Genomic DNA, 17532 nt, shown 5'->3' with positions numbered 1-17532 from the left:
GTATGGACAGCCAAGGACATGTCTGTCCCGCCTGTGGGCAGCCCGTCGAAACGGTCGTCCGGCGCCACAAGACCCTGGGTGCCTGGGTCCCCAAGTGGGTCGCCGGTCCCTGTCGGAACCCCAAGTGCGGCGCGCACGTCATGGAAGAGGGGGCCGAGCCCGAGGTACGGACCGCCGCGGAACAGGAGCACACGGTCGAGCCGGGGGACTAGCGTGGCCTCGAACTGCCGTCAGGTGGGTGGGCCGAAGGAGCGGGAGTGACAGATGCGGGGGGACGCCGCCGGTGGTGGCGCCGGGTCGTCGTGGGATGGGCGGTGACTGTCGCCGTCGCGGGCGGGGTGACGCTGTGGCTGCAGGACTCGGCCGAGCCGCCGGGACCGTACGTCTGGGAGCAGCAGGACCCGAGCGAGGCGCCGGCCCCGCTGCTGAGCCACGACGTCACGGACGACCCCTGCCCGACCGACGGGGCGGACCGGGACGGCACCTCCGTGCAGACCGTGTGCGCGTACGTGGAGGCCCACTAGAACGGCTGCGCGAGAGCCGCTGCCGGAACCCGCCGCCGTAGGACCGCCGCCGTAGGACCGTTGGCCGCGGAGCGCCGGCCGCAGACGCCCCCGCATGCCCCCTAGCCGAAGCCGCCCGCCCGTCGTGGCAGCCCGCCGGTGATCGGGTCGCGGCCCGTCAGGCAGTACGTGCCGCCCGCCGGGTCCCGCATGACCGTCCAGTGCCGTTCGCGGGCGACCAGGCTCGCGCCCAGGCGTTCGTGCTGGGCCCGGGTCGCCTCGATGTCCGCGCAGGCCAGGTCGATGTGGGCGGAGGCGGGGCGTTCCTCGCCGATGCGCTGGAGGAGGATGCGGATCGGCAGCCCGGGTGGCGGCGCGACCACGTGGAACTCGGGGAGCGAGCCCGGCTGGGAGTCCCAGCCGGGCAGCAGCTCGCTCCAGAAGTCGACCTCGGCGTCGTAGACGGAGGGCGCCACGTCGACGCACACCTGGTCGAGCCGGCTGCGGCGCACCACCGGCGGCCGGACCGACTCCCCGTGCCACCACGGACCGACGCAGAACAGAAGTCCGGCGGGCGAGCCGAGGACCGCCCACCGGCCGTGGTCGGTCACGAGCTCGGCGCCCAGGTCCAGCGCCGCCCGCACGAACTCCGGGACGCGGTCCACCGCGAAGTCCAGATGCGCGCCGCCCGCGCCCGACAGGACCCCCTGGACCTTCACACAGGCGTCGGCAGCGGCCGGCACCAGGGTGACGAACTCCTGCCGGTCGCCGCGCAGCCGGGACAGTCGCGTGTTCGTGACCGCCGACCAGAACGCGCAGGCGGGGTCGAAGAGTTGCAGGGGCCGGTCGATGAAGGCATGGGTCCACAGGATGGGTTGGGGCATGGGGACGATCGTAGGGCGGCGACGGGCCCGCTCGGCGCCCGCGTCACCCGCGCGGTCGCTCCAGGAACCGCAGTACGTTGCCGGCCGGATCCCGGAACGCGCAGTCGCGCACCCCGTACGGCTGGTCCGTCGGGCTCTGGAGCACCTCGCCGCCGGCCTCCTCGACCTTGGCGAAGAGCGCGTCGCAGTCGGTGGTCGTGAAGATGACGCCGCGGAGCACACCCTTGGCCAGCAGCTCGGCCATCGCCTGCCGGTCGGCGGGGGAGAAGTCCGGGCTGGCGGCCGGGGGCTCCAGGACGATCTCCACGTCCGGTTGCAGTGGAGAGGCGACGGTCACCCAGCGCATCCCCTCGAAACCGACGTCGTTACGGACCTCCAGGCCCAGTACGTCACAGTAGAAGTGCAGCGCCTTGTCGTGGTCGTCGACGGCGATGAAGCACTGGTGGAGTTTCAGGTCCATGGCGCGAGCCTAGAACCGCCTAGGGCGGGTGTACGTCCGCGCCACGCACGGCGGGATGACCGCGCCGGCCTCGTGCGACCGGGCCCGGTACGCGCTCGGTGTCTCGCCGACCAGTTCGGTGAAGCGGGAGCTGAAGGAGCCGAGGGAGGTGCAGCCGACCGCGAGGCACACCTCCGTCACCGTCAGGTCGCCGCGGCGCAGCAGGGCCTTGGCGCGTTCGACGCGGCGGGTCATCAGATAGGCGTAGGGCGTCTCGCCGTAGGCGCGGCGGAAGCTGCGCTGGAAGTGGCCGGGGGACATCAACGCGGTGCGGGCCAGCGCGGGAACGTCGAGGGGCTCGGCGTACTCGCGGTCGATCCGGTCCCGTGCCCGCCGCAGCCGGACCAGTTCCTCGGTGTTCACCACATCAGGGTCGCACGGTCTGCACCGAGTGCGCGCGGGGTCCTGTAGCAGCCTTTGCACGCAGTTCGCCGGGCATTGGTCTGGGACTGTTCGCATAAAGGAATGGATCACATCACGCTCCTGGTAGCGGTGGTCATCGTCACGGCGTTGGCCTTCGACTTCACCAACGGATTCCACGACACGGCGAACGCGATGGCCACGTCCATCGCCACCGGCGCGCTGAATCCCAGAACAGCGGTGCTGGTGAGCGGAGTTCTCAACGTCGTCGGCGCCTTCCTGTCCACCGAGGTCGCCAGGACGATCTCCGGCGGCATCGTGGACGACGCCCTCGTCACCCCGGGGATGATCTTCGCGGGGCTGGTCGGGGCGATCCTGTGGAATCTGCTGACGTGGCTGGTGGGACTGCCGTCGAGTTCGTCGCACGCGCTGTTCGGCGGGCTGATCGGCGCGGTCTGGGCCGGTGCGGGCTCGAACGGCGTGCACTTCGACAAGGTGGTCGAGAAGGTCCTGATCCCCGCCGTGGCCTCGCCGCTCGTGGCGGGCGTGGCGGCGCTCATCGCGACGTACCTCGCCTACCGGCTCACCGCCCGTGCCCGCGCCCGCGAGAAGTCCGTGACGAAGGGTTTCCGGGCCGGGCAGATCGCCTCGGCCTCACTGGTCTCCCTGGCCCACGGCACGAACGACGCACAGAAGACCATGGGCGTCATCACGCTGACCCTGATCTCGGCGGGCGCGCTGGGCCATGACGCCGGTCCGCCGGTGTGGGTGATCGCGTCGGCCGGTCTCGCGATCGGCCTGGGCACCTACCTGGGCGGCTGGCGGATCATCCGCACGATGGGCAAGGGACTGACCGAGATCCAGTCCTCGCAGGGCTTCGCCGCCGAGACTGCCTCCACGACGGTCATCCTCACCTCCGCCCACCTGGGCTTCGCCCTGTCCACCACGCAGGTCGCCTCCGGCAGCATCCTCGGCGCGGGACTCGGCCGACGGCTCGCCGAGGTGCGCTGGGGCGTCGCCGGCCGGATGGTGGTCGCCTGGCTGATCACCCTGCCCGCCGCCGCGCTGGTCGGCGGGGTCGCGGCGATCGCGGTCACGCACGGCGGGAACATCGGCACGGTGGTCGTGGCCCTGGTCGGCCTCGCCCTCGCCGGCGGCATCGTCCTGATCTCCCGTCGCAACCCCGTGAGCGCGCACAACGTCAACGACGCCCACGAGGTCACCCTCCGTACCGCGGAGCCGGCCAGCGTCGGTACGGCCGCCTGATTCACGGGAGTTCACAGCATGAGCATCGACTGGACCGTACTCGGCCAGGTCACCGCAGTGAGTGTCGGCGTCACTGTCGCCGTGGTCGTCGTTTTCGCGCTCGGCGTCCTGGGCCTGGCCCGCTTCGAGGGGGCGCAGGAACGACCGGACGGCGCCGGCTCCTCACTCGGCCTCGCACAGGCGGGCCTGTGCTTCCTCGCCTGCGCGGCGGCGGTGGGGTACGGGATCTATCTGATCGTGCCGCAGTTCCACTGACCTCGGTTCTGCCCGCGTCGGTTGCGCTGACCGGGTTCCGCCCAGGCCGGCCGCTTGCCCGTGCGGGAGCAGCGAAGGGGACCGGCCGGAACTCTCCGGCCGGTCCCCTTCGGGGCCTGTGTCGACCACTGCAGCCGATCTCCTGACTCCGCCGGCCGGCGCCGCCCTGGAGCTACAGCAGCGTCGGCGCGTGGAATTCCCCGAGCCCAGACGTCCGGTCCCGGTCCAGCCAGTAGCGGCGCGGTTCGGCGAGCATGACGGCGGTGCTGACCGTGAGGATGCCGGGGATCTTGGCGAGTTCGTCGTCGATGAAGACCGCGAGGGCGGAGCGGTCGGTGACCAGGCCGGCGCACAGGACGGACATGTCGCTGGCGACGGTAAGGGGTCCGGGATCTTCAAGGCCGCCGCGACCGGCGTCGAGGCTCACGCCGGGCTCGCGCCGCAGGACGGGGCGAGCGCGATCCTGGCACTGTCCGAATTCGTGATCGCCGCCGCGAAGGTCGCCCGCCCCGAGAAGGGCACGACCATCAACACCGGCCTGATCAGTGGCGGTTCGGCCACCAACGTCGTCGCCGGACAGGCCACCGCCAGCATTGACATCCGGGTCAGCAGCCAGTCCGAACAGGACCGCGTGGACGCCGAGTTCGCCGCCATCGAGGTCAGCGACCCGCGCGTACGCATCGAGGTCGACCACGCCTGGAATCGACCGCTGATGACGCTGAACGACGCCTCCGCCCCGCTCTTCGCCCTCGCCCGCGAGGTCGCCCGCGAGCAGGGACGCGCGGACCTTCCCGAGGCGGCCGTCGGCGGCGCCAGCGACGCCAACTTCGTCGCCGCACTCGGTCTGCCGGTCCTGTGCGGCATGGGCGCGGTCGGCGACGGCGCCCACGCGCAGGGCGAGTTCATCTACCCCGACACCGTGCCTGCCCAGACCGCCCTGGTCGCCGGGCTCCTCGGACGTCTGACGGAACCTCTGCGCGGCTGAGCCGTGGTGTCCCGACGGTGGCTGTTCACGATGGAGGACGGCAGAAAAAAGGCCGCACCCGGACCGTCATGGACGCCGTTCTCGGCGGCCTACGGGCCGGGTGCGGTCCAGCGAGACGCTGCAACCGAAGTAATCGCAGGTCAGAAGGCATGAATCGAGATCAGGCCTTCTTCGTCTCCCAGAAGATCTTGTCGATCTCGGCGATGAGCTGGAGAGCCTTCTCGCCCGTCGCCGGGTCCGTCGAGCCCTTGGCGGCGGACAGCGCCTTCAGGGTGTCGTTGACGAGCTGGTGGAGCTGGGGGTACTTCTCGAAGTGCGGGGGCTTGAAGTAGTCGCTCCAGAGCACCGAGACGTGGTGCTTCGCGAGCTCGGCGCGCTGCTCCTTGATGACGGTGGCGCGCGTCTGGAAGTGCGGGTCGTCGTTGGCGGCCATCTTCTCCTGCACGGCCTTCACCGACTCCGCCTCGATGCGGGCCTGGGCCGGGTCGTACACGCCACAGGGCAGGTCGCAGTGCGCGCTGACCTTGACCTTGGGGGCAAACAGGCGGGAAAGCATGGAGCATTCCTTCCTCGTGATCGTCTTCTCAGGTGGGACATTACTCCCTGCGAGACGGGTTTTCGCGAGTGCCCCCATGGGCTTAGGACAAAAGTCCGGGGTCAGACTGAGACTGGTGGAGGAACGGACCGGGGAGGTGCCGGGGATGCCGGAGCTGTCGCAGGAGACCGAGCGGGGGAGGTCGGCGGTGCCCTTCGGGCTGGCCGAGGTGACCGGGCCGTCCATGGTGCCCACGCTGCACCACGGGGACCAGCTGGTGGTGCACTACGGCGCCCGGATCAAGGTCGGGGACGTGGTCGTCCTGCGCCATCCCTTCCAGCAGGACCTGCTCGTCGTCAAGCGGGCCAGCGAGCGGCGCGAGGGCGGCTGGTGGGTGCTCGGGGACAACGCGTACGCCGGGGGGGACAGCACGGACTACGGGACCGTGCCGGACGAGCTGATCCTGGGCAGGGTCCGCTTCCGGTTCCGGCCGCTGGGGCCGGCTCAGCGCTCGCCGTTCGCGCTGGTGCGCTGGGCGCTGTCGGCGGCCAGGCCCGTGCGCGCGGGCCGCGCGGCCCGTTCTGAGCGATCGGCCTCCTGGCGCTTGCGGGCGCGGTAGGCCGCCACGTTGGCGCGGGTGGCGCAGCGGTCGGAGCAGTAGCGCCGGGACCGGTTGGTCGAGGTGTCGAGGTAGGCGTTGCGGCAGGGGGCGGCCTCGCACAGGCCCAGGCGGTCGACGCCGTATTCCGTCAGGTGGAACGCCAGGCCCATCGCGGCGATGGCGGCGTAGCCGGCGGTGACGTTGGACGGGTGGTCCGCCAGGTGCATGTGCCACAGCGGGCGGCCGTCGTCGTCGCGGAAGTCGTGCCCGGAGATCTGCGGGCTCACCGGGAACTCCAGCAGCAGGGAGTTCAGCAGGTCCACGGCGAGGGTCTCGTCGCCGGTGTCCGCCGCCTCGAAGACCGCGCGCAGCCGGCCCCTGACCGCACGGAACCGCGTCACGTCCGCCTCGGAGGCGCGGCGGGCGCTCTGCTGGTTGGGGCCGAAGAGATCGCGGACCACGTCGACCGAGGTGAGCGTGTCCTTGCCGCGCAACGGCTCCTCGCTGTTCACGAGCCGTACGGCATAGTCCGAGTAATAGGCCAGTTCCACTTGTAGTCCTTACGGCGGCGCTCTATGGTCGTGAGTGCGGTCGGGTAACAGCCGGTCGTGCTTCCAGGGTATTACGCGATGCATCTGGTGGAGGGTTTCGATGACGGACGCGCACATGACCACGACCGGCGCCGACTGGCCGGCCTGGCAGGAGAGCTGGGACCGGCAGCAGGAGTGGTACATGCCGGACCGCGAGGAACGCTTCCGGATCATGCTCGACATGGCCGAGGCCCTGGTCGGCACCGCCCCGCGCATCCTCGACCTCGCCTGCGGCACCGGCAGCATCACCGCCCGGGTCCTCGCCCGGTTCCCGGAGGCCACCAGCACCGGCGTCGACCTCGACCCGGCGCTCCTCGCCATCGCCGAGGGCACCTTCGCGGGCGACGAGCGCGTCTCCTTCGTCACCGCCGACCTCAAGGACCCCGACTGGCCGGCGAAGCTGCCGTACGACTCCTACGACGCCGTCCTGACCGCCACGGCCCTGCACTGGCTGCACAGCGAACCCCTCGCGGCCCTCTACGGTCAGGTCGCGGAGCTCGTTCGCGACGGCGGTGTCTTCATGAACGCGGACCACATGATCGACGAGACGACCCCCAGGATCAACGCGGCCGAGCGCGCGCAGCGGCACGCCCGCATGGAACAAGCCAAGCGGGACGGCGCCCTGGACTGGGCCGAGTGGTGGCAGCTCGCCGCCAAGGACCCGGTCCTCGCCGGCCCCACGGCCGAGCGCTTCGAGATCTACGGCGAACACGCCGACGGCGACATGCCGTCGGTGGCCTGGCACGCGCGCGTGCTGCGCGAGAAGGGCTTCACGGAGGCGCGCGGGGTGTGGGCCTCCCCCTCGGACACGCTCCTGCTCGCCCTCAAGTAGGCCGCGAAGACGAGGAAGGGGCGGTACGGGAATCCCGTACCGCCCCTTCCTGCGGATCGTTACAGCACCTTCGACAGGAACGCCTGCGTGCGCTCGTGCTGGGGGTTCGTCAGGACGTCCCTCGGGTCGCCGGACTCGACCACCACACCACCGTCCATGAAGACCAGGCTGTCGCCGACCTCGCGGGCGAAGCCCATCTCGTGGGTGACGACGATCATCGTCATGCCGGACTCGGCGAGGTCGCGCATGACGTCGAGGACGTCACCGACCAACTCCGGGTCGAGGGCCGAGGTCGGCTCGTCGAAGAGCATCAGCTTCGGGTCCATCGCCAGCGCCCGGGCGATGGCCACGCGCTGCTGCTGGCCGCCGGAGAGCTGCGAGGGGTAGTTGCTCGCCTTGTCGGCCAGACCGACCCGGTCCAGCAGCTGCTGGGCGCGCTCCCTGGCCCGGGACCTGCTCTCGCCCTTGACCTGGACCGGCGCCTCCATGACGTTCTCGACGGCCGTCATGTGCGGGAACAGGTTGAACCGCTGGAAGACCATGCCGATGTTCCGGCGCTTGAGCGCGACCTCGCTGTCCTTGAGCTCGTACAGCTTGTCGCCCTTCTGGCGGTAGCCGACCAGGTCGCCGTCGACGTACAGCCGGCCCGCGTTGATCTTCTCCAGGTGGTTGATGCACCTCAGGAAGGTCGACTTGCCGGAGCCGGAGGGGCCGATGAGGCAAAACACCTCGCCGGTCTTCACTTCCAGGTCGATGCCCTTGAGGACCTCGACCAGACCGAAGGACTTGTGGACGCCCTCGGCTTTCACCATGGCGGTCATGCGGTACCTCCCGCCGACGGACGGTTCGACAGGGACAGCAGGTTCGCCCTGATCTTCTGCAGCGGCGTCGCCGGCAGGCTGCGGCTGGAACCGCGGGCGTAGTACCGCTCCAGGTAGTACTGGCCGATGCTGAAGACCGAGGTCAGCACCAGGTACCAGGCCGCGGCGAGGAACAGCATCTCGGCCGGGGCGCCGGAGGTCTGGCCGATGTCCTGGGCGACGCGGAGCAGCTCCGAGTACTGGACCACGGACACCAGCGAGGTGGTCTTCAGCATGTTGATGACCTCGTTGCCCGTGGGCGGCACGATCACGCGCATCGCCTGCGGGACGACGATCCGGCGCAGCGTCTTGCCGTGGCTCATGCCCAGCGCGTGCGCCGCCTCGGTCTGGCCCTCGTCGACCGAGAGCAGACCGGCCCGGCAGATCTCCGCCATGTACGCCGCCTCGTTGAGGCCGAGGCCCAGCAGCGCCGTCAGGAACGGGGTCATGAACTGCGACCACTCGTCCTTGTAGATCGGCCCGAGGTTGATGTACTCGAAGACCAGGCCCAGGTTGAACCAGACGATGAGCTGGACCAGGACCGGGGTGCCGCGGAAGAACCAGATGTAGAACCAGGCGATGGACGAGGTGACCGGGTTCTTCGACAGGCGCATCACCGCCAGCAGGATGCCGCCGACGACGCCGATCAGCATGCACAGCACCGTGAGCAGGAGTGTCTTGCCCACGCCGCTGAGGATGCGGTCGTTGAAGAAGTAGTCCGGGATGGCTCCCCAGTTGATCCTGCCCTGGGAGAACGCGTAGATGATGCTGCCCAGCAGGGCGAGGGCGACGACGGCGGAGACATACCGGCCGTAGTGCCGGACCGGGATGGCCTTGATGGCCTCCGGTCCGGCCGGCGGCGTGTCGGCCGGACCCGTCGTCTTGTCGATGTCAGTTGTCACGGGTGTTGCCTTTCAGTGCCCGCTTGCTGGTCTTGCGGTCACTTGCCGCCGTTGACGACGGCTTCCTTGACGGCGCCGTCGGCGACGCCCCACTTCTGGATGATCTTGTCGTACTCGCCGTTCTTGATGATCGCGTCCAGCGCGTCCTTCAGGGCGTCCCGCAGCTGGGCGCTGTTCTTGGCGACTGCGATGCCGTACGGGGCGGCCTCGACCTGGTCGCCGACGATCTGGAAGTCGTTGCCGCCGCCGGAGGTCTTCACGGCGTACGCGGCGACCGGGAAGTCGGAGGAACCGGCGTCCGCGCCGCCCGCGCGCAGGCGGGTCTGGGCCTGCTGGTCGTTGTCGAAGGCCTGGATGGCGATGGTCTTGCCGCCGGCGCACTTCTTGGACTCGGCCTTGGCGAGGTCCTCGGAGACAGTGCCGCGCTGCACGACGATCTTCTTCCCGCACAGGTCGGACCAGGTCTTGATGCCCTGGTCGTCGCCCTTCTTCGTGTAGATCGACACACCCGCGGTGAAGTAGTCCACGAAGTCGACGCCCTCACCGACCTTCTTACCGGTCTCGGAGTCGATGCCCTCCTGGCGGTCCTTGGTGTCGGTCATCGCGGACATCGCGATGTCGTAGCGCTTGGAGCGCAGACCGGTGATCAGGGTGTCGAAGGTGCCGTTCTCGAACTGGAACTTCACGCCGAGCTGCTTGCCCAGCGCGTCGGCGACGTCCGGGTCGATGCCGACCGTCTTGCCCGAGCTGTCCTTGAACTCGACCGGCGCGTACGCGATGTCCGAGCCGACCTTGATGACGCCCTTGTCGCGAATGGCCTGGGGCAGCTTGTCGGCGAGCGGGGCCGAACTCGCGGCGGAGGCGGTGTCACTGCTCTTCGAACCGGAGTCGTTGGTCTGGTCACCGCAGCCGGCGAGGAGCAGGGTGCCCGCGACCGCGATTGCACCGACCGCTGCTAGCCGGGAGCGCGCGGCGGTCGTACGACGGGTGGAGCTTGCGGTCATTTTGGGTTCCTCCGGCGGATGGGTGGAGTTGCCGATGGGTCGACGAGTGCACACGCCATCGAGTGTCGCGACCTTGTGTGATTACGGCATCTTGCCATTCGGACTGAACCGTTCAGGGGACCGGCCATGTCAAAATCGGATAACGGGCGACCCCCGAACCGCACCACTCCGGTACAACACGGCCGGACCTTCTACAGGAATCCACCCTTCCGGCCGGAAAATCTGCGGCCTATCTCGCACTGTGCGACGTCCGGGTGTCTGACGTGTGACTACTTGAGCCCTTGTCAAGAGGTTGTCCAGAACTTGTCCCCATATTCAGTCATCGGTGCTCTCGTGACGTGTGACCTTGACGTTATGGACTCGTCCTGACCGTGGTCCGTCGGGTAAGAAGGTTCTTTACACCCCTATCCGGGGCCCAGGGCGCGTGTGCGGCGCGCCCGTCGCGTAGGCCCGTACGTATCACTGACAGGGCCGTACGTGGTGCCCGCCCACCCCTCACCAGGGAGTGGCCACCCTCAAACCATGAACATCTAAGGGGTAAGACACAGTGGCAGCGGAGATCGTCAATCCTCGCAGCGAGAACAAAACGGACCAGGAGGGCGGTGCGGAGCCCCTCGATTCCTTCGATCCGGCGTTCGCACTGCACCGAGGCGGAAAGATGGCCGTGCAGGCCACCGTCCCCGTCCGTGACAAGGACGACCTGTCCCTCGCGTACACTCCCGGCGTCGCGCGCGTGTGCACCGCGATCGCGGAGCAGCCGGAGCTCGTCCACGACTACACGTGGAAGTCGTCCGTGGTCGCCGTGGTGACCGACGGTACGGCCGTCCTGGGGCTCGGGGACATCGGCCCCGAGGCCTCCCTCCCGGTGATGGAGGGCAAGGCGATCCTCTTCAAGCAGTTCGGCGGCGTGGACGCGGTGCCGATCGCGCTGGCCTGCACGGAGGTCGACGAGATCGTCGAGACCGTGGTGCGGCTGGCTCCCTCGTTCGGCGGCGTCAACCTGGAGGACATCTCGGCGCCGCGGTGCTTCGAGATCGAGCGGAAGCTCCAGGAGCGGCTGGACATTCCCGTCTTCCACGACGACCAGCACGGTACGGCGGTCGTGACGCTGGCGGCGCTGCGGAACGCCGCGCGGCTGAGCGGGCGGACGATCGGGGATCTGCGGGCCGTCATCTCGGGTGCGGGGGCGGCGGGGGTCGCCATCGCGAAGATGCTGGTCGAGGCGGGTATCGGGGACGTCGCGGTCGCGGACCGCAAGGGTGTCGTCTCCCGTGAGCGGGGCGACCTCACGGCGGTCAAGGCGGAGCTCGCCGAGTTCACGAACAAGTCGGGGATCTCCGGCTCGCTGGAAGCGGCGCTGGAGGGCGCGGACGTCTTCATCGGCGTCTCCGGCGGTACGGTCCCGGAGGAGGCCGTGGCCTCGATGGCCGAGGGTGCCTTCGTGTTCGCGATGGCCAACCCGAACCCCGAGGTGCACCCGGACGTCGCGCACAAGTACGCGGCGGTCGTGGCGACCGGGCGGTCCGATTTCCCGAACCAGATCAACAACGTGCTGGCGTTCCCCGGCATCTTCGCGGGTGCGCTTCAGGTGCGGGCTTCCCGGATCACCGAGGGCATGAAGATCGCGGCGGCCGAGGCGCTGGCGGCGGTCGTCGGCGACGATCTCGCGGCCGACTACGTCATTCCCTCGCCCTTCGACGAGCGTGTCGCTCCGGCGGTCACGGCGGCGGTGGCCGCGGCGGCCCGTGCTGAGGGGGTCGCTCGGGCGTGAGGTGAGCTCGCGCTGAGCTCGCGCTGAATGGCCTCGCCTGTCTGGGCGAGGCCGTTTCTTTTGCCCATCCGCCTGTCCGTTCGGGTGTGTCGGTGGTAGCGGGTCGTGCCGCTGGGGCGGCACGGGTGGGCGCGGGCGGTGCCCATTCGGCGCCGGGCGCGGCCCACCCGCCCGGCCGCGGTGCCGGGTGCCCGATCGGCTCGGGAGACGGCTCGACCCGCCGCAGGTCGCGCAGCGCCGCGCAAGAGGGGATGTCTCACATGGCTGCGCGGTTTCGTCGGTGACGTCGGGACCCTATCGTCGGCTTCATGTTCGCCGTCTACGCCGCCCGAATCGACCGTGACCAGCCGCTTTCCGGCCTGGAGTTGGGGGAGCGTCCGGCTCCCGAGGCCCGGCCGGGCTGGAGTGTCGTCGATGTCAGGGCCGCTTCCCTCAACCACCACGACCTCTGGTCCCTGCGCGGTGTGGGCCTCGCAGAGGACAAGCTGCCGATGATCCTCGGATGCGACGCCGCGGGCGTCGACGCGGACGGCAACGAGGTCGTCCTGCACTCCGTCATCGGCCAGACCGGACACGGTGTCGGGCCCGCCGAACCCCGCTCCATCCTCACCGAGCACTACCAGGGCACCTTCGCCGAGCAGGTCGCCGTGCCGACCTGGAACATCCTGCCCAAGCCCAAGGAGCTCTCCTTCGAGGAGGCCGCCTGCCTGCCCACCGCCTGGCTCACGGCCTACCGCATGCTGTTCACCAACGCCGGCGTACGGCCGGGCGACTCGGTCCTCGTCCAGGGCGCCGGAGGCGGTGTCGCCACGGCCGCCATCGTTCTCGGAAAGGCGGCGGGGCTCCGCGTCTTCGCCACCAGCCGGGACGAGGCCAAGCGCAAGCGGGCCCTGGAACTCGGTGCTGTCGAGGCGGTCGAGCCGGGGGCGCGGCTGCCCCAGCGTGTCGACGCAGTCATCGAGACCGTCGGCGCCGCCACCTGGTCCCACTCGATCAAGTCGCTGAAGCCCGGCGGGACGCTCGTCATCTCCGGCGCGACGAGTGGCGACCGGCCCTCGCACGCCGAACTGACCCGCATCTTCTTCCTCGAGCTCAAGGTCGTCGGCTCCACCATGGGCACCAAGGACGAACTGGAGGATCTCCTCGCCTTCTGCGCCGCCACCGGCGTACGCCCCGTCATCGACGAGGTGCTCCCGCTGGACCAGGCCCGCGACGGCTTCGCACGGATGGCCTCGGGCGACCAGTTCGGGAAGATCGTCCTCACGAACCACTCCTGACGTTCTGCCTCGTGTCATGGGCGGGTCCGGGGCCCCGGACCCGCCTTTCGCATCCCTCCCGTGTCAACTGTGGTTGACATTACCTCGCGTGTCAACGTAAGTTGACGTCATGACCGAAGCAACGGATCTCGCCCAGCGCGCGGGTGACCGCGATCCGCGGGTCGGACTGCGCGCCGTCGCCGCGCTGCGCAGGCTGCTGGAGCAGCTGGAGGCGGTGCAGGTGCGCAGTGCGCGCAATCAGGGCTGGTCGTGGCAGGAGATCGCCGCCGAACTCGGCGTCAGCAGGCAGGCCGTGCACAAGAAGTACGGGAGGCAGTGATGTTCGAACGGTTCACGAAGGACGCGCGTGATGTGGTGCGCGGAGCAGTCGTTCACTGCGAGCGCTCCGGGTCGCGCCATGTCGACGGCGAGCACATCCTGCTCGCCGTGCTGGACCGCGAGGCCGGCCGCGCCGCCTTCGCGCTGACCGCGCTGGGGCTCGCCGCACGAGGGGAGTCGGTGCGGCGGGAGCTGGACGAGGCACGTCGGCGCGCGGGGCTGTCCCGGGCGCAGACCGACGCCCTCGCCGGCCTCGGCATCGACGTCTCCGAGATCGTCTCCCGGGTGGAGGAGGTGCACGGCGTCGGCGCCATGTCCGGTGACCGCAAGGACAGGCGCGGGTGGTCGGGGCGCCGTCCCTTCAGCCGGGACGCCAAGGACGTCCTCGTCAGGGCTCTGCGAGCCGCCCTGGCCCACAGCGACCGCCACGTCGGCGACGAACACGTCCTCCTGGCCCTGACCACCGGCCCCGGCGTCCCCGCCGAGGTCCTCGCCGACCACGGGGTGACCTACGAGTCGCTGACACGCGTGCTGTACGGCGGGGGAGAGGCGCGGGCGAGCTGAGCTCTCCGCCCGCGCCGGCGGCCGCCGGGCGGGGCGCCCGCTGGTCGTCCCTGCGGCCCCTCAGCCTCTCGGCGTCCGCAGTATCGCCCCGATGTGCGCCGCCGCCGTCGACAGATGGCGGCGGGCGTCACGGAGCTGGTCGGAGGTGATGCCGTGGTCACGGGCCGCGTCGCGGATGTCGTCGCGGAAGCGGTCGAGCAGGCGGTCCAGGTCACGGGCCGGATCGCCGGTGGGGTCCTCGTGGGCCCAGGCGGGCTCGTAGTCGGCGGGGAAGTCCTCCGGGGTCTGCCCGTACTCCGGCTCCGCGGTCGCCGTCCTGCCACCGGGGCCTGTCCGGCCGAACCCGAAGTCCTTGCCGAACTCGCCGAACTCCTTCGCCAGTTCGGTCAGCCCTTCCCGCAGTCCCGTGGGCCAGTCGCCCCGCGCGAAGTGGTCCTGCACCTGCTCCTGGACCCGCCGGGCGATGCGCTGCACCTCCTCCTGCGTCTGGGTCCGGGCCCGGTCCTGGGCCTCCTTGGCCTGGCGGCGCGCCCGCTGGGCCTCGTCACGGGCGCGGCGGCTCTCGTCCTTGGCCCGCCTCGCCTGCTCCTTCCACTCCTGCTTGACGCGGCGCATCTCCTCCTTCGCGGCGCGCCACGCCTCCTTGTCGGCGTACTCGCCGTATGCACCGTGGGCGCCGAACTCCCCGAAGGGGCCGCTCTCGCCGGTGCCGGTGCCGGTGCCGGTGCTCCGGCGGGCCTCGGAGGCCGCCGCGCGCATCTCGCGCCGCAGGTCGCCCGCCGCGCCCCGGACGTCGGCCCGGATCTCGGCGGCCAGCTCCGCGACCGACTCGCGGATCTCCAGCTCCAGGTCGGCCAGCTCACCGCTGCGGTCGGCCAGTTCGGCGCGGCCCGCGTCCGTGATGGCGTACACCTTGCGGCCGCCCTCGGTGGTGTGGGTGACCAGCCCCTCGGCCTCCAGCTTGGCCAGGCGGGGATAGACCGTGCCCGCCGACGGGGCGTACAGCCCCTGGAACCGTTCCTCCAGGAGGCGGATCACCTCGTAGCCGTGACGCGGGGCCTCGTCCAGCAGCTTCAGCAGGTACAGGCGGAGGCGGCCGTGGGCGAAGACGGGAGGCATGTCAGAGCACCTTCTTGTCGGTCGTGCCGTCGGCGGGGGCGTCGATCGCGCTCGCGTCCCCGCCCGGGCCGGAACCGGAATTGTCCCCCGGGGTGGCCCGCCCGCTGTCCGCAGGGTCCGTCGGGTCCACCGGGTCGGAAGCGGAGTCGAAGGCTGTAGGCGGGTCGGCTGCGGTCGCGGAGTCTTCGCCGGGGGGCGTCGGAGGCGCGGCCCGGCTCACCCGGTCGGCGTAGGGCGGCTCGGGCTCGGCCTCCCAGGGGCCGTCGCCCTCCTCGTCCTCCTGCGGTCGCCGCAGCAGCGCGATGGACCCGGACACCGTCGTCGCCTTCAGTCGCCCGTTGCCCGCTCCCAGGCGCCCGGTGATCCGTTTGGCGCCCCACTGGCCGCTGACCCGCAGGTCCTCGAAGGCGTTGGAGACCACGCCGCTGGCCGTGTTCGCCTCCACCTCCGCGTCCGCCGGATGGGGTAGCCGGATGGCGATCTCGCCCGAGATGCTGGTGAGGCTGACGTGGGTGGGCCGGGCCGTCGGGTCCAGGTCGACGATCATCGAACCGCTCACGGAGTCGGCCTTCACGGAGGAGCCCGCGCCGTCGACCACGGTCAGGTCCCCGGAGACGGAGTTGAAGCGCAGGTCGCCGGAGAGGGCCTGGGCCTCCACGTTCCCCGCGACGGTGTCCGCGCGCACCGGCCCCGCGAGGCCCACGAGCGTGGTGTCCCCGGAGACCCCCTTGACCTCGGCGCGCCCCTCGATCCCGGAGACCACGGCCGCGGCGCTCACCACACCCACCTCCACGCGTGTGGGCGCCGGAACGGCCAGGGAGACCACGGCGCTGCGGCGCCATCCCTTGCGGTCGAGCCACTTGAGGAAGCCCTTCCAGGGCAGGTCCTCGTACGCCACCGTGAGCGTGCCGCCCTCCTGGGTGACCACCAGGGGCGGGCCGTCGAGCTCGGAGACCTCCAGACGGGCGGAACCCTCGTCGGTCCCCACGACGTTCACCGTTCCATGGACGATGCGCACCTGGAGCTCGCTCACCGGCTCGTCGAAGGTGAGCTTCCCCGGCTCTGACACGGACCACTCGGACATGCTGACGACCTCCCCGTCGACACGACACGCCATATCGCGTCTTACGTAAAACACGATATATCGCGGACGTCGAAAGTCAAGACACCCTTTCTGGTGATCGACGAGCCCCAAAGGTGACAATTGTCCTAGCGTGTGAGCATGCCGACGGAACACCGATCCGCCCGCGCCCGGGCGGGCGCCGCGCCCGGTGCCCTGCTGCTCTGCCGGGCGGCCCCCGACTCCGTCGCCCCCGCCGCCCACCTCCTGCGGGAGCCCCTGCTGCTGGCGGGCGCAGGCGACGACTGGAGCGTCCTCGTCCCCGAGGGCACCCCGTGGCAGCGCGGCGGCGATCCGGTCGACCGCGTCCTCACCGGCTGGGCCACCGCCCTGGCCGTCGGCGCCTCCACGCCCGTACTGGCGCTCTGGTGGGACGCCGACCGCGCCGGCTACACCCTCGCCTCCGGCTTCCGCCGCACCGTCGCCTACGTCTGGCTCGCCGACGGCACCCCTGTAGGCGAGGACGAGGCCATGCGCACCTTCGCCACCCGTCTGGGCCTGGACCCCGTCCTGGACGTGCAGTCCCTCGACCCGCTCACGAAACCGGTCCCCGGCGCCGACGCCCCCGCCCGCCTGCGCGCCCTCCTCGCCGTCCTCACGCGCGCGGGTGTCTCCCTGCCGGCCGACCTCATCCCCGGCGCCCCCACGAGCCACCTGCGCGAGGCGGCCCGGGCCCAGTCGGGCACCCGGGAGATCGAGTGGCCGACGCGCCGCACGGAGCCGGAGCCACCGGTACCCCCCAGCCCCAGCAGCAGCAGTCCCCCGAACCCCTGGCTCCCCTGGTCCCCGACACCCCGTTCCCGCACCCTGGCCCTCGCTCAGATCGCCGCGGGCCTGCCCCTCGCCCTCTCGGGCCTACGGCGCCACAGGGGCGGCTGGGCGGCCGCAGGAGCGCTTCTCGTGGCTCACGGCGTGCTCGCCCTGGCGTACGACCTCGCTCACCCACCCGACTGACGGCCCGGCCCACGAAAACGGCAGCAAAAAGGGGCGCCGTCAAGGCGCCCCCAGGCAAACCGCTCCGAACGACCGACCTGTACGACCGACCTGTACGACCGATCTACTCCTCGTCCTCGTCGTCCAGCCGGGCCAGCCACGTCGCCAGCCGCTCCACCGGCACCTCGAAGTCCGGGTTCAGGTCGACGAACGTCCGCAGCTGCTCGGCGAGCCACTCGAAGGTGACCTCCTCCTCGCCGCGCCGCTTCTCCAGCTCTTCGATGCCACGGTCCGTGAAGTACATGGCTCAAGGATAAGTGGGCGGAAACGGCCGGGCCGCACCCCCGGAAGTGG

22 protein-coding genes and 2 pseudogenes are annotated in these 17532 nt (G+C 70.6%); 12 read left to right on the top strand and 12 right to left on the bottom strand.

The window, feature by feature from the left end:
- Window positions 1-2 precede the first annotated feature (2 nt).
- Complete coding sequence (locus AC067M_RS04410; protein WP_478695467.1) at window positions 3-212, top strand: hypothetical protein; 210 nt, start codon at window positions 3-5, stop codon at window positions 210-212.
- Between the two features lie 45 nt (window positions 213-257).
- Window positions 258-524 (top strand): hypothetical protein, encoded by a 267-nt coding sequence (locus tag AC067M_RS04405; RefSeq protein ID WP_478695466.1) that lies wholly within the window; start codon window positions 258-260, stop codon window positions 522-524.
- Window positions 525-625: 101 nt separating this feature from the next.
- Here the strand turns inward: AC067M_RS04405 and AC067M_RS04400 are convergent, their stop codons facing one another.
- Genes AC067M_RS04400 through AC067M_RS04390 form a run of 3 tightly spaced genes read right to left on the bottom strand, consistent with a single transcriptional unit; the run spans window position 626 to window position 2249 of the window.
- Complete coding sequence (locus AC067M_RS04400) at window positions 626-1387, bottom strand: VOC family protein (RefSeq protein WP_478695465.1); 762 nt, start codon at window positions 1385-1387, stop codon at window positions 626-628.
- 43 nt (window positions 1388-1430) lie between these two features.
- Complete coding sequence (locus tag AC067M_RS04395) at window positions 1431-1847, bottom strand: VOC family protein (protein WP_478695464.1); 417 nt, start codon at window positions 1845-1847, stop codon at window positions 1431-1433.
- Window positions 1848-1856: 9 nt separating this feature from the next.
- Window positions 1857-2249 carry a helix-turn-helix transcriptional regulator gene (locus AC067M_RS04390; RefSeq protein ID WP_133927148.1) on the bottom strand — a complete coding sequence of 131 codons (393 nt, stop codon included), beginning with the start codon at window positions 2247-2249 and terminating at the stop codon, window positions 1857-1859.
- 102 nt (window positions 2250-2351) lie between these two features.
- On the opposite strand from AC067M_RS04390, the gene AC067M_RS04385 reads away from it, so the two are divergent.
- The gene (locus AC067M_RS04385; protein ID WP_478695463.1) at window positions 2352-3512 is read left to right on the top strand and encodes an inorganic phosphate transporter; all 1161 of its coding nucleotides are present in this window, start codon (window positions 2352-2354) and stop codon (window positions 3510-3512) included.
- 18 nt (window positions 3513-3530) lie between these two features.
- The gene (locus tag AC067M_RS04380; RefSeq protein WP_478695462.1) at window positions 3531-3767 is read left to right on the top strand and encodes a hypothetical protein; all 237 of its coding nucleotides are present in this window, start codon (window positions 3531-3533) and stop codon (window positions 3765-3767) included.
- Between the two features lie 172 nt (window positions 3768-3939).
- Here AC067M_RS04380 and AC067M_RS04375 read toward each other — a convergent pair.
- A pseudogene (locus AC067M_RS04375) lies at window positions 3940-4143 on the bottom strand (Lrp/AsnC family transcriptional regulator); the annotation flags it as partial.
- Between AC067M_RS04375 and AC067M_RS04370 the strand changes: the two are divergent.
- Window positions 4141-4752 (top strand): annotated as a pseudogene (locus AC067M_RS04370) (M20/M25/M40 family metallo-hydrolase); the annotation flags it as partial. The pseudogenes AC067M_RS04375 and AC067M_RS04370 sit on opposite strands and share 3 nt — an antisense overlap.
- A 160-nt stretch (window positions 4753-4912) precedes the next feature.
- Here AC067M_RS04370 and sodN read toward each other — a convergent pair.
- Entirely contained in the window at window positions 4913-5308 is a 396-nt protein-coding gene (sodN, locus tag AC067M_RS04365; protein WP_478695461.1) for a superoxide dismutase, Ni, read from the bottom strand.
- Window positions 5309-5453: 145 nt separating this feature from the next.
- Between sodN and sodX the strand changes: the two genes are divergently transcribed.
- Window positions 5454-5906, top strand: a complete 453-nt coding sequence (sodX, locus tag AC067M_RS04360) for a nickel-type superoxide dismutase maturation protease (RefSeq protein ID WP_478695982.1) — start codon at window positions 5454-5456, stop codon at window positions 5904-5906.
- On the opposite strand, the gene AC067M_RS04355 is transcribed toward sodX, so the two are convergent.
- The gene (locus AC067M_RS04355) at window positions 5792-6439 is read right to left on the bottom strand and encodes a CGNR zinc finger domain-containing protein (RefSeq protein WP_478695460.1); all 648 of its coding nucleotides are present in this window, start codon (window positions 6437-6439) and stop codon (window positions 5792-5794) included. The genes sodX and AC067M_RS04355 overlap by 115 nt on opposite strands.
- Window positions 6440-6539: 100 nt before the next feature.
- On the opposite strand from AC067M_RS04355, the gene AC067M_RS04350 reads away from it, so the two are divergent.
- Window positions 6540-7310, top strand: a complete 771-nt coding sequence (locus tag AC067M_RS04350) for a class I SAM-dependent methyltransferase (RefSeq protein ID WP_478695459.1) — start codon at window positions 6540-6542, stop codon at window positions 7308-7310.
- 59 nt (window positions 7311-7369) lie between these two features.
- Here the strand turns inward: AC067M_RS04350 and AC067M_RS04345 are convergent, their stop codons facing one another.
- Genes AC067M_RS04345 through AC067M_RS04335 form a run of 3 tightly spaced genes read right to left on the bottom strand, consistent with a single transcriptional unit; the run spans window position 7370 to window position 10076 of the window.
- Window positions 7370-8131 carry an amino acid ABC transporter ATP-binding protein gene (locus tag AC067M_RS04345; RefSeq protein WP_478695458.1) on the bottom strand — a complete coding sequence of 254 codons (762 nt, stop codon included), beginning with the start codon at window positions 8129-8131 and terminating at the stop codon, window positions 7370-7372.
- On the bottom strand, window positions 8128-9072 hold the full coding sequence (locus AC067M_RS04340) for an amino acid ABC transporter permease (RefSeq protein ID WP_478695457.1): 945 nt from the start codon (window positions 9070-9072) through the stop codon (window positions 8128-8130). Before AC067M_RS04340 ends, AC067M_RS04345 begins: the two co-directional genes overlap by 4 nt.
- 38 nt (window positions 9073-9110) lie before the next feature.
- On the bottom strand, window positions 9111-10076 hold the full coding sequence (locus AC067M_RS04335; RefSeq protein ID WP_478695456.1) for an ABC transporter substrate-binding protein: 966 nt from the start codon (window positions 10074-10076) through the stop codon (window positions 9111-9113).
- 547 nt (window positions 10077-10623) lie between these two features.
- Here AC067M_RS04335 and AC067M_RS04330 point away from each other — a divergent pair.
- From AC067M_RS04330 to AC067M_RS04315, 4 genes are all read left to right on the top strand, one after another.
- A complete protein-coding gene (locus AC067M_RS04330) occupies window positions 10624-11847 on the top strand; it encodes an NAD(P)-dependent malic enzyme (protein ID WP_478695455.1) in 1224 nt (407 codons plus the stop codon).
- Between the two features lie 308 nt (window positions 11848-12155).
- Entirely contained in the window at window positions 12156-13124 is a 969-nt protein-coding gene (locus AC067M_RS04325; protein WP_478695454.1) for a zinc-binding dehydrogenase, read from the top strand.
- Between the two features lie 109 nt (window positions 13125-13233).
- On the top strand, window positions 13234-13443 hold the full coding sequence (locus AC067M_RS04320) for a helix-turn-helix domain-containing protein (RefSeq protein ID WP_067002878.1): 210 nt from the start codon (window positions 13234-13236) through the stop codon (window positions 13441-13443).
- Window positions 13443-14006 carry a Clp protease N-terminal domain-containing protein gene (locus AC067M_RS04315; RefSeq protein ID WP_478695453.1) on the top strand — a complete coding sequence of 188 codons (564 nt, stop codon included), beginning with the start codon at window positions 13443-13445 and terminating at the stop codon, window positions 14004-14006. Before AC067M_RS04320 ends, AC067M_RS04315 begins: the two co-directional genes overlap by 1 nt.
- A 60-nt stretch (window positions 14007-14066) precedes the next feature.
- Here the strand turns inward: AC067M_RS04315 and AC067M_RS04310 are convergent, their stop codons facing one another.
- Window positions 14067-15125 carry a PadR family transcriptional regulator gene (locus tag AC067M_RS04310; protein WP_478695452.1) on the bottom strand — a complete coding sequence of 353 codons (1059 nt, stop codon included), beginning with the start codon at window positions 15123-15125 and terminating at the stop codon, window positions 14067-14069.
- 1 nt (window position 15126) lies between these two features.
- Window positions 15127-16209, bottom strand: a complete 1083-nt coding sequence (locus AC067M_RS04305) for a DUF4097 family beta strand repeat-containing protein (protein ID WP_478695451.1) — start codon at window positions 16207-16209, stop codon at window positions 15127-15129.
- A gap of 138 nt (window positions 16210-16347) precedes the next feature.
- Here AC067M_RS04305 and AC067M_RS04300 point away from each other — a divergent pair, with 138 nt between their 5' ends.
- Window positions 16348-17199, top strand: a complete 852-nt coding sequence (locus AC067M_RS04300) for a hypothetical protein (protein WP_478695450.1) — start codon at window positions 16348-16350, stop codon at window positions 17197-17199.
- Between the two features lie 103 nt (window positions 17200-17302).
- Here the strand turns inward: AC067M_RS04300 and AC067M_RS04295 are convergent, their stop codons facing one another.
- On the bottom strand, window positions 17303-17482 hold the full coding sequence (locus AC067M_RS04295) for a DUF6104 family protein (RefSeq protein ID WP_023586593.1): 180 nt from the start codon (window positions 17480-17482) through the stop codon (window positions 17303-17305).
- Window positions 17483-17532 lie beyond the last annotated feature (50 nt).

It is taken from the genome of Streptomyces sp. NPDC043427 (genome assembly GCF_056436655.1).
The sequence above is the reverse complement of the archived record's forward strand: the minus strand, read 5'-3'. Positions and strand labels throughout refer to the sequence as shown.

Excerpts from the sequence above, each read along its gene's own strand:
- AC067M_RS04410 (WP_478695467.1), top strand. The coding sequence starts at position 3 with ATGGACAGCCAAGGACATGTCTGTCCCGCCTGTGGGCAGCCCGTCGAA.
- AC067M_RS04400 (WP_478695465.1), bottom strand. The coding sequence starts at position 1,387 with ATGCCCCAACCCATCCTGTGGACCCATGCCTTCATCGACCGGCCCCTG.
- AC067M_RS04395 (WP_478695464.1), bottom strand. The coding sequence starts at position 1,847 with ATGGACCTGAAACTCCACCAGTGCTTCATCGCCGTCGACGACCACGAC.
- AC067M_RS04385 (WP_478695463.1), top strand. The coding sequence starts at position 2,352 with ATGGATCACATCACGCTCCTGGTAGCGGTGGTCATCGTCACGGCGTTG.
- AC067M_RS04380 (WP_478695462.1), top strand. The coding sequence starts at position 3,531 with ATGAGCATCGACTGGACCGTACTCGGCCAGGTCACCGCAGTGAGTGTC.
- sodN (WP_478695461.1), bottom strand. The coding sequence starts at position 5,308 with ATGCTTTCCCGCCTGTTTGCCCCCAAGGTCAAGGTCAGCGCGCACTGC.
- sodX (WP_478695982.1), top strand. The coding sequence starts at position 5,454 with ATGCCGGAGCTGTCGCAGGAGACCGAGCGGGGGAGGTCGGCGGTGCCC.
- AC067M_RS04350 (WP_478695459.1), top strand. The coding sequence starts at position 6,540 with ATGACGGACGCGCACATGACCACGACCGGCGCCGACTGGCCGGCCTGG.
- AC067M_RS04345 (WP_478695458.1), bottom strand. The coding sequence starts at position 8,131 with ATGACCGCCATGGTGAAAGCCGAGGGCGTCCACAAGTCCTTCGGTCTG.
- AC067M_RS04335 (WP_478695456.1), bottom strand. The coding sequence starts at position 10,076 with ATGACCGCAAGCTCCACCCGTCGTACGACCGCCGCGCGCTCCCGGCTA.
- AC067M_RS04325 (WP_478695454.1), top strand. The coding sequence starts at position 12,156 with ATGTTCGCCGTCTACGCCGCCCGAATCGACCGTGACCAGCCGCTTTCC.
- AC067M_RS04320 (WP_067002878.1), top strand. The coding sequence starts at position 13,234 with ATGACCGAAGCAACGGATCTCGCCCAGCGCGCGGGTGACCGCGATCCG.
- AC067M_RS04315 (WP_478695453.1), top strand. The coding sequence starts at position 13,443 with ATGTTCGAACGGTTCACGAAGGACGCGCGTGATGTGGTGCGCGGAGCA.
- AC067M_RS04310 (WP_478695452.1), bottom strand. The coding sequence starts at position 15,125 with ATGCCTCCCGTCTTCGCCCACGGCCGCCTCCGCCTGTACCTGCTGAAG.
- AC067M_RS04305 (WP_478695451.1), bottom strand. The coding sequence starts at position 16,209 with ATGTCCGAGTGGTCCGTGTCAGAGCCGGGGAAGCTCACCTTCGACGAG.
- AC067M_RS04300 (WP_478695450.1), top strand. The coding sequence starts at position 16,348 with ATGCCGACGGAACACCGATCCGCCCGCGCCCGGGCGGGCGCCGCGCCC.
- AC067M_RS04295 (WP_023586593.1), bottom strand. The coding sequence starts at position 17,482 with ATGTACTTCACGGACCGTGGCATCGAAGAGCTGGAGAAGCGGCGCGGC.